Consider the following 14,399-nt stretch of genomic DNA (forward strand, 5'->3'; position numbering starts at 1 on the left):
GCTGCTTGCGCCGCGGCGGGCTGCTGTCGCTCGACGATCGCGGCTCCGGTTACATCGTCTCGTGCCCGACTGCGAACTGCTTGCGGCTGACTTTTCGCGGGGGTCTGAAACGAGGACATGTCCTGAAGGACATGCGACCGCGGCGCCGCGAATCCACGCCTGTGTCCGAACGGACATGCTCGATGAGTCAGCTCAGACGCTCGCGGTTGTCGGCGCGCTGGGGCCGTGCCGCCGGCGTACATGTCTGAACGGACATGCTCGATGAGTCCGCTCATCCGCTCGCGGTCCCCGGCGCTCTGGGGCCGCGCCGCCGATGCAGCTCAGCCCGGCGCGTTGGGGGCGGCGGCCTTGGCCTCGGTGACGATCGCTCGCGCGGCGTCGATGGTGGTGGCGGCGCGCATGCGGACCATGGCCTCGCGGTTCTTGGCGTTCTGGGCCGGGCTGACGCCGAGCTTGGCGGCGTAGTCGTCGCTGTAGACGGCGAGCCACCAGGAGGCGGCGCCGCGGATCTTGGGGACCAGCGGGGTGCGATCGAGGCCGCTGAGGTCGGCGAGGGCGAGGTCGGCGTCGGTGAGGTCGGCGCTGGCGAGGTCGCACTGGGCGAAGTCGACGCCGTTCAGGTTGGCGCTGCCGAGCTGGGCCTGCTTGAGCACGGTCTTGCGCAGGCTGGCGCGCGTGAGGTCGGCGCGCACGAGGTTGGCGTCGCTGAGGACGGCGTCGACGAGGATGGCGTCGACGAGCTTGGCGTCGGTGAGGTTGGCGCCGCTGAGGTCGGTGCGCGCGAGCTGGGAGATCGACAGGTCGGCGAGCGCCAGGTTGGCGCCGGGGAACTTGGCGTCGTAGAGCGCGGCCTGCTGGATGTTGACGCCGGGCAGCTGCAGCTGCGGCAGCTCGGTGCTGTGCAGGTCGACGTGGGCGAGGAAGGCGCGCGACAGGTCGATCTCGCTGACGTCGACGTTGACCGCCGAGAGGTAGCGGAGGATCTGCTCCTGCTCGGGGCTCTTCACCTCCTCGGTCACCTTGTTCTCGACCGGGTCGACGCCCTTGTACGGCTGCAGCTGCGAGACCGTGGCGGTGATGAGGAGACGTGTCCCTTGGGTCAGGTTCTTGCGACCGTCGTCGCTCGTGCCCTTGCCCGGGTCGTTGGCGATGGCGGCGAACACCTCGCGGGCGGTGGTCTGGCGCCGGTCGGCGATGCTGAGGGCGATCTCGACGGCCTGGCGCGTCGTCTCGAACTCGAGCTGCTTGATCGTGAGGTTGGTCTGGACCTTGATGAGCTCGTTCTGCTCGGTCATCCGCTCGACCTGCATGAAGGAGGTGAGGAACACTGCGAAGCTGATCGCGCTGCCGAGCACCGCGAACAGGGCCGACAGCGCGGCCATGCGGAAGAAGGCGGCGAGGCCGAGGCCGGCGACCTCCTCGACCGCGGGGCGCAAGCGACGGAGGCGCTCCCAGAAGCTCGGGAGGTGGCTCATGTCGCGCTGGAGGACCACCACCGCGAGCTCGTCGCCGAGGCCGGGCAGCTCGCTGCCGGCCTGGCGCAGCATGTCCAGGCCGTGTCGTTGCAGGCGCTTGCGGCGCGCCTCGAACAGGTAGTGGCCGACGACTGCGCCGAAGATCAGCGCCGCGAGCACGAGCATCAGGCCGCTGGCGATGTACCAGGCGGCGTCGAGCTTGAGCGCGACCCCGCCGAGCAGCGCCAGCACGACGCCCACGGCCATGCCCTTGATCATCGACGGTTCGGTGAACCACAGGACCAGGCGCACGATGGGGTTGCGCGACGGGCGGAACGGGGGCGGCGACGAGGGCGAGGTCACGGGCTGCGGCTTGGTCATCGCGGGCTCGGGGCGGGGCGCACTATAGCTGGTCGCAGGGGCGCGGCGTATCATCCGCGGGTGGCGGACGACGACGCGACGCGCGACAGCCTCTGCGGATTCCCACCGGTGACGCTCGCCGACTGGCGTGAGCTGGCGACCCGCGAGCTGGGGGGCGCGTCCACCCAAAAACTCGTGACGCGCACGCCCGAAGGGCTCGAGCTGGCGCCGCTGGTGACTGCGGAGGACGTCGGGTCGGCGGTGCCGCGCGCGCCGCTGCTGGCACGAGCCCGCCGCGGCTGGGCCATCGCCCAGGAGTACCGGCAGATGCGGGCCCGCGAGGCCGGCGCGGCGGCGGCCGAGGACCTGTCCCGCGGGACAGATGCGGCATGGTTCGTGCTCGACGAGGTCCTCGCAGCCGGCGTCGGTGAGGCGAGCGGACGCGAGGTCGCGGACGGCGCGGGGACGGCGGCCGCGAGCGAGGGCGCGGGGACCGGAGGCGGTGCGACGAACGAGGGCGCGAGCGAGGCCGCGGTCGCGGGGAGCGAGGGCGCGGGGACCGGACGCGGTGCGACGAACGAGGACGCGAGCGAGGCCGCGGTCGCGGGGAGCGAGGGCGCGGGGACCGGACGCGGTGCGACGACGGAGGGCGCGAGCGGGGCCGCGGTCGCGAGGAGCGAGGGCGCGAGCGGGCGCGAGGTGGCGGGGCGCGGGCGTGCGGGGGCCTTCGGGAGCGGGCGAGGCGTCGAGGCGAAGGCGCGCGCCGGGGTGGTCGTCGGCGAGGCGGCCGACGTCGCGGCGCTGCTCGCGGGGGTCGACCTGGCCCGGGCCGAGGTGGTGATCGACGCCGGGCTGCGCGCGCTGCCGGTGGCGGCGGCGCTGGCGAGAGAGGCGGAGCGGCGCGGGGTCGCGCTCGCGCAGCTGCGCGGGGCGGTCGCCGGCGATCCGCTGGCGCTGCTGCTCGCGGTCGGTGAGATCGGCTGGTCGATCGAGCATGTCTATCAGGACATGGCCGAATTGACAGGTTGGGCGCGGGCCCGGGCGCCGGGGCTGCGCACTGCGCTGGTCGACGCGACGCCGTGGCACGAGGCCGGGGCCAGCGCAGCCGACGAGATCGCGGGGGCGCTGGCGGCCGCGCTCGAGCACCTGCGCGGGCTCCAGCGCGCGGGCGTCGAGGTCGACGCGGCCGCGGAGGCGCTGGTGTTCGTGCTGGCGGTCGGGCGCGACCTGCCGCTCGAGCTGGCCAAGCTGCGGGCGACGCGGAGCCTGTGGGCGCGCGTGGCCGCGGTCTGCGGCGTCGGTCCCAAAGGACAGGTGATGCGGCTGCACGCGCGGGCGTCGCGGCGCGAGCTCAGCAACCTCGACCCGTGGGTCAACCTGATCCGCGCGACCACGGAGGGCGTCACCGCGGCGCTCGGCGGGGCCGACTCGCTGGCCCTGCCGGCCCTCGACGAGGGGCTCGGCGAGCCGTCGGAGCTGGGACGCCGGCTCGCTCGCAACACGCAGCTGCTGCTGCGCGACGAGTCCCACCTCGGCGCAGTGCAGGACGCCGCCGGCGGAAGTTTTACAATTGAGCGCACGACCGACGCGCTGGCTCGAGCGGCGTGGCCGCGGCTGCAGGCGATCGAGCGCGAGGGCGGGCTGCTGGCGTCGCTGCGCGCGGGCGCGGTGCAGGGGCGAGTGGCCGCGGCCGTGCAGGCGCAGGCGCAGGCGGTGGCGACGCTGCGGCTGCCGATCGTGGGCGCGAGCCGGTACGCGGCGCGGCCGATGGGCCCGCCGCTCGGACCGCAGGCGGTGAAGCAGGTCGGCTCCGCAGGAGCAGGGGCGAGCGGGAGCGATTCGGCTCAAGCGGGCGGCGTGAGCGGCAACGTGGGGACGAGCGAGGCCGGTGCGAGTGACTCGGCGGGCGCGAGAGGATCTGGCGACGCGAGTGATTCGGCGGGCGCGAGCGGCTCTGCGGAGACGGGCTCTGGCGACGCGAGCGATTCGGCGGGAGCGGTCGGCGGCGCGAGCGATTCGATGGCGCGCGCAGCGGCTCTTCATAAGATCCTGTCGCAAGGTACATGGCCGGATGCACATGTGCTTTGGAGCATGTCCGAAGTGCAAGCAGCGATCGCCGCCGGGCGCGGGCTCGTCGGGCTGAGGCGGCCGGGGCCGGGCTCGCGGGTGACGCCGCTCTCGCGCGGGCGGCTCGCGGAGCCGTTCGAGGCGCTGCGGACCCGCGGGGAGGCGCTGGGCTCGCCGAGGGTGGTGCTGGTGCCGTTCGGGACCGCGAGCGAGGTGCGGCCGCGGGTCGAGTACGCGCGGGCGTACTTCCCGGTCGGCGGCTTCGAGGTGGTCGAGGACGAGGCGACCGAGGAGGTCCAGGTGGCGGCGGCGCGGTTCGCCAACCGCGGAGCCCGGGTCGCGGTGATCTGCGGGACCGACGCCCGCTACGCGACCACGGTGCCGGAGCTGGTCCCGGGGCTGCGGGCCGCGGGCGCGCGGGTGATCGTTCTGGCCGGTCGGCCCAAGGACCAGTGGGAGGCGCTCGCGGCCGCGGGCGTCGATGTGTTCATCGCCGCGGGGGCCGACGCCCTGGCGGCGCTCGGCGCGGTGCAGCAGCGCCTGGAGGTGCTCGCGTGACGACGACACGGCCGTTCCCCGACCTCGCGCAGCTCCGCTACGACGAGCTGCCTCAGGTGGCTCTTCAGACAGGTCCCGAAGGACAGGCATGGTCGACGCCGGAGGGCATCGCGGTGCCGCCGGCGTACGGGCCGGAGGCGCTGCAGGCGATCGAGCCGGCCTGCCTGCGCACGCTGCCGGGGCTGCCGCCGTTCACGCGCGGGCCGTACGCGACGATGTACACCCAGCGGCCGTGGACGATCCGCCAGTACGCCGGGTTCTCGACCGCGGAGGAGAGCAACGCCTTCTACCGCCGCAACCTCGCGGCCGGGCAGAAGGGCCTGTCGATCGCGTTCGACCTGGCGACCCACCGCGGCTACGACTCCGACCACCCGCGCGTCCTCGGCGACGTCGGCATGGCCGGGGTGGCGATCGACTCGATCCTCGACATGCGGGTGCTGTTCGCCGGCATCCCGCTCGACCAGATGTCGGTGTCGATGACGATGAACGGGGCGGTGCTGCCGATCCTCGCGCTCTACGTCGTCGCCGCCGAGGAGCAAGGAGTGCGGCCGGCGCAGCTCAGCGGGACCATCCAGAACGACATTTTAAAAGAGTTCATGGTCCGCAACACGTACATCTATCCGCCCGAGCCGTCGATGCGGATCGTGGCGGACATCTTCGCCTACACGGCGAAGCACATGCCGCGCTTCAACAGCATCAGCATCTCCGGCTACCACATGCAGGAGGCCGGGGCGACCGCCGACCTCGAGCTGGCCTACACCCTGGCCGACGGGCTCGAGTACGTGCGCACAGGCGTGCGCGCGGGGCTCGACGTCGACGCGTTCGCGCCGCGGCTGTCGTTCTTCTTCGGCATCGGCATGAACCTGGCGATGGAGGTGGCGAAGCTGCGGGCGGCGCGGCTGTTGTGGGCCAAGATCGTGCGCGGCTTCGGGGCGAAGAGCGACAAGAGCCTGGCCCTGCGCACCCATTGCCAGACGTCGGGGTGGAGCCTGGCAGCCCAGGACCCGTACAACAACGTCGCCCGCACCTGCGTCGAGGCGCTGGCGGCGGTGCTCGGCGGGACGCAGTCGCTGCACACCAACAGCTTCGACGAGGCGCTGGCCCTGCCGACCGACTTCTCGGCGCGGATCGCCCGCAACACCCAGATCTACCTGCAAGAAGAGGCCGGGGTGTGCCGCACGATCGACGCGCTCGGCGGCAGCTACTACATCGAGTCGCTGACGCACGAGCTGGCCGAAAGGGCATGGTCCTTGATTCAGGAGGTCGAGTCGCTGGGCGGGATGGCCCAGGCGATCGTGCAGGGCCTGCCGAAGCTGCGCATCGAGGAGGCGGCGGCGCGGACACAGGGGCGCATCGACAGCGGGGCGCAGGCGGTGATCGGGGTCAACCGCCAGCGGCTGGAGCGGGAGGAGCCGCTCGAGGTGCTGGTGGTCGACAACTCGGCGGTGCGCGCGGCCCAGCTGGCGCGCCTCGAGGAGCTCCGCCGCGGGCGCGACGAGGCGGCGACACAGGCCGCGCTCGCGGCCCTGGCCCGCTGCGCCGGCGACGGCCAGGGCAACCTGCTGGCGCTGGCGATCGACGCGGTGCGCGCGAAGGCGACGGTCGGCGAGGTCAGCGCGGCGCTCGAGCAGGTGTGGGGCCGCCATCAGGCGGTGACGCGGACGATCCGCGGCGTCTATAGTGCGGCGGTGGACGACGACCGTAGTGTCGCGCGCGTGCAGGCGAGGGCCGAGGCGTTCGCCCGCGCGGAGGGCCGCCGGCCGCGGCTGCTGGTGGCGAAGATGGGCCAGGACGGGCACGACCGCGGCGCCAAGGTGATCGCCACCGCGTTCGCCGACATGGGCTTCGATGTCGACATCGGCCCGCTGTTCCAGACGCCCGCCGAGACGGCGATGCAGGCGGTCGAGAACGACGTCCACGTGGTCGGCGTGTCGTCGCTGGCGGCCGGCCACCTGACTCTGGTGCCGCAGCTGCGCGCGGAGCTGCAGCGGCTCGGCCGCGACGACATGATGGTGGTCGTCGGCGGCGTGATCCCGCCGCAGGACGTCGCCACGCTCGAGGCGATGGGCGTGGCCGCGGTGTTCGGCCCGGGCACGGTGCTGACGAGCGCGGCCGAGGCGATCATCGACGAGCTGGCGCGCCGCCTCGGCCACGCGGACTGAGGCGCGCCCGAAGAGTTCAACTCCACCTCGTGGAGCTCGACCGTCCTCGTCCGCTCGAGCGTCGGCATCCGGCGCGCGACGTCCATGACCGACGCGCGAGCGAGCTCGAGCCCGGCTCCGGTGGCCTCGGCTGGACCCGAGCTTCGAAGCGATGCTCCACGACGCCGAGCGACCGCTCGAGGTCATGCAGGTAGACACTGACAGCACGAGCGTCTTGGACCTCGGGTTCGGCCTCCGCTTCTTCTGGCCCAGGCTTCGGCGCCGTCAGCGTCGATTCGCAGCGCGAGCATGCCGCGCGCGGCGCTTGGCCGCGCACGATTCGATCGGTGTCACGACGGTTGCGGAGCGTGTTGCAGGGCAGCTCGAACGCCTGCGCTGGATCGCCGCGCCGTACCCGCCCGCGGAGAGCGTCGCCGGCACGCTCGTGCCCTCCTGAGAGTCCGATCGAGCGCCGGCGGCGAGTGCGGCGAGGTCCGCTTTGACCAGTGCTGCGACCGGGCGGAGACCCTTCCCTGGCCGAGGTCGCGAATTCAGAACATGTCCTTGAGAGCATGTTGTGCGGGTGTTGACAGCGATCGCGCGGGTTGCAAGAGTGCGCCGGCCATGAGCACGGCCATCGGGATCGATCTGGGGACGACGCGCTGCACTGTGGGGATCTTCGAGCACGGTCGGGCGTCGGCGCTGCTGCAGGGCAAGGGCGTGATGGTGCTGCCGGCGGCGGTGGCGATCGACGGCGAGGGCGCGGTGGTGGTGGGCGACAGGGCCCGGCGGATGGCGCTGCTGCGACCCGACGGCAGCCAGCTCTACGTGCATCGGCTGCTCGGGCGCCGCTTCGAGGCGGTGACGCCGGGGGTGTGGCAGCCGCAGGCGCTGGTGCGGGCGGAGCACGGCGACGCGTCGGTCAAGTACGGCGACCACTCGCTGCTGCCGCAGGCGCTGGTGGCCGCGCAGGTCGCCGAGGTGCGGGCCGTCGCCGAGGAGCAGCTCGGCGAGGCGGTGACGCACGCGGTGGTGACGGTGCCGGTCCACTTCGGGGACGCGCAGCGGCGGGCGCTGCTGCACGCGTGTCGGCTCGGCGGGCTTGAGGTGCGGCGGTTGATTCACCCGACGACCGCGGCGGCGCTGCTCTACCAGGCCGAAAGGACAGGTGTCGAAGACGAGGTGATCGTGGTGGTCGACGCCGGCGCGGGCGGGGCGAGCTGCGCGGTGGTGGAGATCAAGGAGCGCGAGGTGGCGGTGCTGGCCCAGCGGGGGCTCGCGCTCGGCGGCGAGGACATCGACGGGCGGATCGCCGAGTGGCTCCTGAGCGAGCGCGGCGAGGAGGGCGGCGACGCCGAGCTGGTGCGCTCGCGGGTCCGCGACGCGGCGGAGAAGGCCAAGATCGCGCTGTCGGAGCGCAAGGACGTCGAGGTCCACCTGCCGTTCCTCAGCGCCGACGAGGCGGGCCCGAAGCACCTGGCGGCCAAGTTGACGCAGGCCCGGCTCGAGAAGCTGGCGGGCGACGTGGTCCAGCGGATCGCCGGCCTCGTGGCCAGGGTGTTCGAAGAGTCAGGTGTCGCCCATGACCGCGTCGGCGACGTCATGCTGCTCGGCGGGTCCAGCCGGATCCCCGCGCTGCACGAGAAGGTCGAGGCGATCTTCAAAAAAATTCCGTCGAGCAAGCTCGACGCGGTCGACACTGTCGCGCGTGGGGCGGCAGTCCTCGCCGGACTGCTGGCGTCGCGTCACCCGGAGGTGCGCGTGCACGAGGCGCTGGTGCAGCCGCTGGTGGTGCGGCTGTCGGGCGGCGAGGTGCAGACGCTGCTGACGGCGCGCGCGGCGGTGCCGGCCGAGACCGCGGTGGTGCTGAACACGCCGGGCGACGGGCGGGCGTCGGCGGAGGCGCGGGTCTACCAGGGCGACCGCGGGGCCGAGGAGGATGACCTTTTGGCCAGCTTCGTGGTGACGGGCCGGCCCGAGATCGAGGTCAAGCTGCGCGTCGACGACAACCAGGTGCTCGAGCTGTCGGTGCGCGAGCTGCTGCGCGGCAAGGAGGCGCGGCTGCACGTGCGCGAGCGCGGGGGGATCGCCGAGGAGCAGCTGACGGCCATGGTGGAGGCGGCGCGCGAGCGCGAGGCCGCGGCCCGGCTCGAGCGCGAGGCCCACGAGCGGCGCACGCGGCTCGAAGGGATGGTCCAGCGCTGCGAGCGGATCCTCGGCGAGCAGGACAAGCTGGCGCCCGAGGTGCGCGCGACCGTGGAGGGCGGGCTGCGCGACGCCCGGGCGGTGCTGGCCGGCGGCGACCCGGAGCTGGTGCGCACCGCCATCGACGGGCTGGCCGCGCTGCTGCAGCCGCTCGGCGGCGAGTGGGCGGCCATCGCCGCGCCGCCGCCCGCGCGCGCCCGCCTGCAGCCGGTCGTGGCCCCGCCGCCGACGCGCGTGCGGGCCGAGGCGGCCAACGCGATCGAGGACGTGGGCGAGGTCGTCGAGGACGACGACGAGTAGCTTCTCACTGGGACATGTACCCATGCGCATGTCCGTGGATACATGAATTTTCGGGCATGTCGAAAAGGTCATGTTAATAACCTTCGAGGGCCGAAGGCAGGCGCCGTCAGCGGCGACGGGCGAGCCACGCCTGCGTCGGTTCTGCTCGCGGCTGACTGAACTGTCCTCGGGGACGGGCGCTCGGCGCCGGTGAACTGCGGACCGAGCCTGCCTGCGTCGGCTCTGCTCGCGGCTGATGGGCCGGCCCTCGGGGACGGGCGCTCGGCGCCGGCGGGCCGAGCCACGCCTGCGTCGGCTCTGCTCGCGGCTGACTGGCCTGTCCTCGGGGACAGGCGCTCGGCGCCGGCGGGCCGAGCCGCGCCTGCGTCGGTGCGGCCTGGCGGATGACCGGCCTGTCCTCGAGGACAGGGGCTCAGGGTTGGCGGGCGACGAACGCGAGGGCGCCGCTGCGCATGCGCCGGCCCTGATCGCCCGTGAAGATCTGGCGCGGGCCCTGGCGGCACGAGCACATGAGGTTCTGGTGCGAGGTGTCGTGCTCGAGGCCGAACAGGTGGCCGAGCTCGTGGACGAAGGTGGTGGCGGGGGCGTCGTTGCTGACGATGAGGTACTCGCGGTTGCGCATCTTGCCGAGCAGGCCGCGGTAGCGCCAGTGGAGGCCGCGGACGCTGCGGTCGGCGCGGAGGGCCCCGCCGAGCTCGAGGTTGCCGACGAGGAAGACGTGGACGGTGCCGTCGGGCGGGGCGTAGGCGGCGAGGTGACGACGGTCGCGGCGGTGGCGGATCGAGGCGAAGCCCTCGGGCAGGAGCTCGACGCGGGCGACGTAGACCTCGATGCCGGAGGCGCGCAGGGCCTCGTTGGCGCGCCACACGGCGCGGTTGAGGCGGCGCAGGTCGAACACGACCTTTTCAGCGCCGGTGGCGACGTGGATCGTCAGCGGCAGGCGCACGAGCCGGGCGCCGGCGCGGAGGTCGGGCTGCGACTCGCCGCGGATGTCGGGGACGACGTGCTTGTCGGCCGCGTGCGCCGGCGTGAACGCCAGCGCGGTGACGAACAGGACCGCCAACGCTGCGAGGCGCGGACCGACGAACCGACCGAGACGCGAGCCCAGGTTCACCCGAGGATCGACAGTACCCGAATCGCAGCGGAAAAAAACTGCGCGGTGCGCACCGAGGGGTGCGAAGCACATCGCGCGGGTGATCGCGAGCATGCAGCGAACGGAGACGCGGGGCTCCACGCGATCACGGCTGTCCGGCTTCGGGACCGGCGCCTCACCGAGACAGCGACGTCATACCTGCCTTGCAGACCCGGAAGGTCGGCGCGAGGCCGCCAGAGAGGCGTCGCGCACGCGGCTTCGCCTGCAGAGGCGCGCGCGTGCTGCTATCTTGCAGCGGAAGATGCTGCAGTTCGGAGAGCGGGCCGCGAAGGCCCCGGAGTTCGTCCCCGACCCCGAGACCCGCACGTGGCTGGCGCAGAGCCTCGCCGCAGTGGTCGCCCACCTGGGGCCACCCGCGCGCAAGCAGCAGTGGGTGTCCGAGTCGCCGCTGAAGAAGGCCTCGCCGCCGCGCGACCTCGACGCGCTGTTCGACCTGGTGTGCGCGGCGCAGGAGCACATCGGCCAGGGCGACGTCGAGATCACGCTGGCGCCGCCGGGGGCAGGCTCTGCGGCAGTACCGCCGGGTTTCAAGGTGCTCGGCGATCCGTCCGGTCACTTGCTTCACACCTTCGTGCGCGGGTCCGAACTCGCGCTGGTGGTGATGCCGCAGGTGTTCCGCGCGCCGGCGCTGCTGCTCGGCAACCTGGCCCGCGAACTGGGACGGATCGGCTTGTGGATACAACCGACGCCGTCGCCGGCGCTCGAGCAGATCGACGGCGAAGCCGCGGCCGAGCTGGCGGCGATCTCCCTCGGCCTCGGCGTGTGGGTGGCCAACGGCGCCTACATGTTCGAGAACGCCTGCTGCGGCGGCGGCTGCGGGATCGACCTGCGGAACATGAAAGCCGGTCTGTCGCTCCCGGAGGCCAGCTACGCCCTCGCCCTCGACGCCCACCGCAAGGGCCTGTCCCGCCGCGCGGCCGCCAAGCAGCTCGAGCCGACGCAGGAGACCGCCTTTAAAAAGTGCTTCGAGGCGTGCGCGAGCGACGTGATCGCGGCGCTGCCCCCCGCGCGCGAGCGGCCGGCGCTGCGGGCTTGATGGCCGAAGGGGCATGTCCGGGAGGACATGTCCCGGAAGCAGGACGGCGAGCTGTGTCGCTCGCCGGAGGTCGCCTCGTGTGATGGCCGAAGGGACGCGTCCGAGGAGGACGACGGCTCGCGGCTGTCCGTGGGGGTGACGGCCGCAGTCCGGGAGTGGGCGGTCCCGGAAGCGGGGCGAGGCGCTGCCGCTTGCGGATGACCCGAAGGACAGGTCCTACGGGACAGGGACCTTGATCAGGGTGTAGTGGGCGTTCTCGTAGGCGACCTGGCTGCCGGCGCGGAGGTCGGGCGGGAGGGAGCTCTTGGCGCGGGCCCCGTGGCCGCCGGTGGTGATGATCCAGACGTTGCGGCCGTGGCCGCGGTTGGCGTCGACCAGCTCCGCGAGGGTCTCGCGGTCGGCCTCCTTCTGCACCCACACCGCGCCCTTGGTAAAGAAGGTCTCGCCGCGGTAGTAGAACCACCAGCTGGCCAGCGGGTCGTCGGGGCCGCGGTGGTCGTAGTAGTGGCGGATCGCCGAGCGCTGCGACCAGTGCTCCGACACCGCGGGCAGGTAGCTGTTGAGCGTGTAGTGCAGGGTGATGAAGCCGGCCAGCAGCATGGCGACCAGCGCGGCCCGCTGGCGGCGGGCGGCCCACAGCGCGAGGCCGAGGGCGAACGGCAGGGCGCAGGCGACGAGGCCGGTGGTCTCGGGCGCGCCGTTGCGCCACATGTGATCGTAGAGGTAGGTCGTGAGGTGGGTGATCCACGCCGGCTCGACGATGGCGTCGCGCAGGACGAGCGCCAGGAGGACGGTGCCGAGGCCGGCTGCCGCCCACGCCAGCTTGCGGTCGCGCGCGGCCGGGGCCGGCTCGCTCAGCCACAGGCCCAGCAGCAGGGCCAGCGGCGGCAGGGCCGGGAGGAGGTAGTGGTAGTACTTGGTGACGCTGGTGGTCAGCAGCGCCAGGGTGGCGCAGAACCACAGCAGGGCGAACCGCCACAGCTCCGACGAGGCCGGCGCCGGGGGTTCGCCGGAGAGGCGGCTGGCCGGAAGGACATGGCTTTGCGGACCTGTCGGTTGCGCCATGTCGCTCGGGGCATGTCCTGAAGTATCGTCGGCGCGCAGGCGGCGGGCGGCGGCCCACAGGGCGGCGGGCAGGGCGGCGGACCACGGGAGGGCGGCGACGCCGAGGGTGCGCAGGTAGTAGGCGAAGCCGCCGACGGCCTGGTCCTGCTCGCCGCTGCCGAAGCGGGCCAGGTTGTTGACGATGATCAGCTCGTTGAGCCACGGGTCGCCGCGGTAGATCCACATGGCGTGGTGCCACGGCAGCGAGGCCAGCGCGAACAGGAGGACGCCGGTCAGCGGGCCGCAGCGCCACAGGTTGGCGACGGTGAGGCGGCCGCTGACGAGCAGGTGCAGCAGCACGAGCAGGCCGACGAGGCCGGGGCCGATCATGCCCTTGCCGACCAGCGAGACGCCGGCCGCGAGGTAGAGCACGCCCATCCACGCCTGCGCGCGCGTGCGCCAGCGGAGCGTCCGCAGCAGCACCAGCAGGGCCACCGCGGCGTAGCCGAGCATGACCAGGTGGATCTTCACCAGAGTGGCGAAGTTCGGCACCCCGGGCTTCTTCACGAAGCGCGACACGCGGGCGACGGTGTGGTCGCTGCTGACGTGGAGGTCGAGGGCGACGATCGGGGCGACCACCGCGAGCAGGAAGAGGACGAGGAAGCCGAGGTAGGCCCGGTCCCACGGCAGCTCCCAGCGGGCGACGGCGGCCAGGCGCGCGCGCCAGCCGGTCGGCGCGCGCCGGGCTGGCGAAAGGGACAGGTCGGCCGCGCGCGGCGCAGAGGCGGACGCGGCCGCCGCCGGCGAAGGGGACCGATGCGCTGGCGAAAGAGACAGGTCGACCGCCGGGGCGGCGCCGCTGGCTGGCGGAAGGGACAGGTGATTCGCGGTGGTCGGGTCCGTGGCTGGCGCAAGGGACAGGTCGGCCGCCGGGGCGGCGCCGCTGGCTGGCGGAAGGGACAGGTGAGTGGCGGCGACGGGGTCCGTGGCTGGCGCGAGGGACAGGTCGGCCGCCGGGGCGGCGCCGCTGGCTGGCGGAAGGGACAGGTGAGTGGGCGCGGCGGGGTCGGTGGCTGGCGCGAGGGACAGGTCGGCTGCGCGGGCTGCGGAGGCGGATGCGGCAGGGGCGCGCGGGAGATCGGACACCTCGCCCTGGCGCGAGAGATCGGTCGCGTCGGCCGGCGCGGCTGTCGGCGCGGACAGGTCGGTGTCGGCTCGCGTGGGCGATGCGGCTGTCTCTCGGGACAGGATGGTGCGCCCGGAGGCGTCGGCGCGGTCGCTCGCCGGCGCGCCCGCGGTCCCCGCACCTGTACTCGCGGACAGATGGTGACGCGCGTCGATGGAGCCTGTCTCATCGGACATGTCTGAAAAAACATGACCGTTCGGGGCGTCGCCGAGGTTCACGAATCGGGCGCGGAGGCGGCGCGGGAGGAGGGTGACGAGGGCGCGGCGGCGCAGGGGCCGGTCGGGCCGCAGCCAGGCGAGCGCCCAGGCGGCCATGGCGAGCGTCACCGGGGCGACGAAGAACATGTCGGTCAGCGCCTGACGGCTGACGATCGCCCACTGCGGCATGGTGACGAGGGCGAGGGCGGTGTAAAACCCGGCGCGCACCGGCTGACCGGCGTCCACCGGACGGGCGGCGGCGAGCAGGCGAGCGCACGCCCAGCCGAGGAAGACCGCGCAGGCCAGCCCCGTGAGCATGCTCGGCAGGCGGATCGCCAGCTCCGGCCAGGGGGCGCGCACCATCTCGTCGGGCGCGGCGCCGAGGCCGACGCCGAGCAGCTTCATGCTCAGCGCCATCAGCCAGAACGGCAGGGCCGGCTTGGACCAAAAGGTGTTCTCGGCGTTGCCGTCGGGCCCGACTCCGGGCTTCCACCACAGGTCGAGCGGGTCGTTGCGCAGCAGGATCTGTCGCGCCACCTCGCCGTAATGCGTCTCCCACGGATCCCACGGTCCGCAGGCGGCGAGCGACCAGGCGCTCAGCGCGACGACGGCGAGGGCGGCGAGTGCGAACAGCGCCCAGGTCGGCGGGCGAAAGGCGGGTCCGGGAGCCACGAGCGGGAGAGTCGTACCAAAGCCGC

8 protein-coding genes are annotated in these 14,399 nt (G+C 73.2%); 5 read left to right on the top strand and 3 right to left on the bottom strand.

The window, feature by feature from the left end; genetic code table 11:
• Positions 1–320: 320 nt before the first annotated feature.
• A complete protein-coding gene (locus O0S08_RS50440; protein ID WP_269036740.1) occupies positions 321–1,835 on the bottom strand; it encodes a pentapeptide repeat-containing protein in 1,515 nt (504 codons plus the stop codon).
• 60 nt (positions 1,836–1,895) lie between these two features.
• On the opposite strand from O0S08_RS50440, the gene O0S08_RS50445 reads away from it, so the two are divergent.
• The 4 genes from O0S08_RS50445 to O0S08_RS50460 all read left to right on the top strand — a co-directional run bounded on the left by O0S08_RS50445 (position 1,896) and on the right by O0S08_RS50460 (position 9,085).
• Positions 1,896–4,439 (top strand): methylmalonyl-CoA mutase family protein, encoded by a 2,544-nt coding sequence (locus O0S08_RS50445; protein ID WP_269036741.1) that lies wholly within the window; start codon positions 1,896–1,898, stop codon positions 4,437–4,439.
• A gap of 47 nt (positions 4,440–4,486) precedes the next feature.
• Complete coding sequence (scpA, locus tag O0S08_RS50450) at positions 4,487–6,601, top strand: methylmalonyl-CoA mutase (RefSeq protein ID WP_371879589.1); 2,115 nt, start codon at positions 4,487–4,489, stop codon at positions 6,599–6,601.
• 151 nt (positions 6,602–6,752) lie between these two features.
• A complete protein-coding gene (locus O0S08_RS50455) occupies positions 6,753–7,037 on the top strand; it encodes a hypothetical protein (protein ID WP_269036742.1) in 285 nt (94 codons plus the stop codon).
• Between the two features lie 167 nt (positions 7,038–7,204).
• Positions 7,205–9,085 carry an Hsp70 family protein gene (locus O0S08_RS50460; protein WP_269036743.1) on the top strand — a complete coding sequence of 627 codons (1,881 nt, stop codon included), beginning with the start codon at positions 7,205–7,207 and terminating at the stop codon, positions 9,083–9,085.
• A gap of 412 nt (positions 9,086–9,497) precedes the next feature.
• On the opposite strand, the gene O0S08_RS50465 is transcribed toward O0S08_RS50460, so the two are convergent.
• A complete protein-coding gene (locus tag O0S08_RS50465) occupies positions 9,498–10,199 on the bottom strand; it encodes a M12 family metallo-peptidase (protein ID WP_269036744.1) in 702 nt (233 codons plus the stop codon).
• Between the two features lie 280 nt (positions 10,200–10,479).
• Between O0S08_RS50465 and O0S08_RS50470 the strand changes: the two genes are divergently transcribed.
• Positions 10,480–11,274 (top strand): hypothetical protein, encoded by a 795-nt coding sequence (locus O0S08_RS50470; RefSeq protein ID WP_269036745.1) that lies wholly within the window; start codon positions 10,480–10,482, stop codon positions 11,272–11,274.
• Between the two features lie 216 nt (positions 11,275–11,490).
• Here O0S08_RS50470 and O0S08_RS50475 read toward each other — a convergent pair whose 3' ends face one another.
• Complete coding sequence (locus tag O0S08_RS50475; protein WP_269036746.1) at positions 11,491–14,373, bottom strand: ArnT family glycosyltransferase; 2,883 nt, start codon at positions 14,371–14,373, stop codon at positions 11,491–11,493.
• Positions 14,374–14,399 lie beyond the last annotated feature (26 nt).

It is taken from the genome of Nannocystis punicea (genome assembly GCF_026965555.1).
Classification (GTDB): domain Bacteria; phylum Myxococcota_A; class Polyangia; order Nannocystales; family Nannocystaceae; genus Nannocystis; species Nannocystis punicea.

Excerpts from the sequence above, each read along its gene's own strand:
- O0S08_RS50440 (WP_269036740.1), bottom strand. The coding sequence starts at position 1,835 with ATGACCAAGCCGCAGCCCGTGACCTCGCCCTCGTCGCCGCCCCCGTTC.
- O0S08_RS50455 (WP_269036742.1), top strand. The coding sequence starts at position 6,753 with ATGCTCCACGACGCCGAGCGACCGCTCGAGGTCATGCAGGTAGACACT.
- O0S08_RS50460 (WP_269036743.1), top strand. The coding sequence starts at position 7,205 with ATGAGCACGGCCATCGGGATCGATCTGGGGACGACGCGCTGCACTGTG.
- O0S08_RS50470 (WP_269036745.1), top strand. The coding sequence starts at position 10,480 with ATGCTGCAGTTCGGAGAGCGGGCCGCGAAGGCCCCGGAGTTCGTCCCC.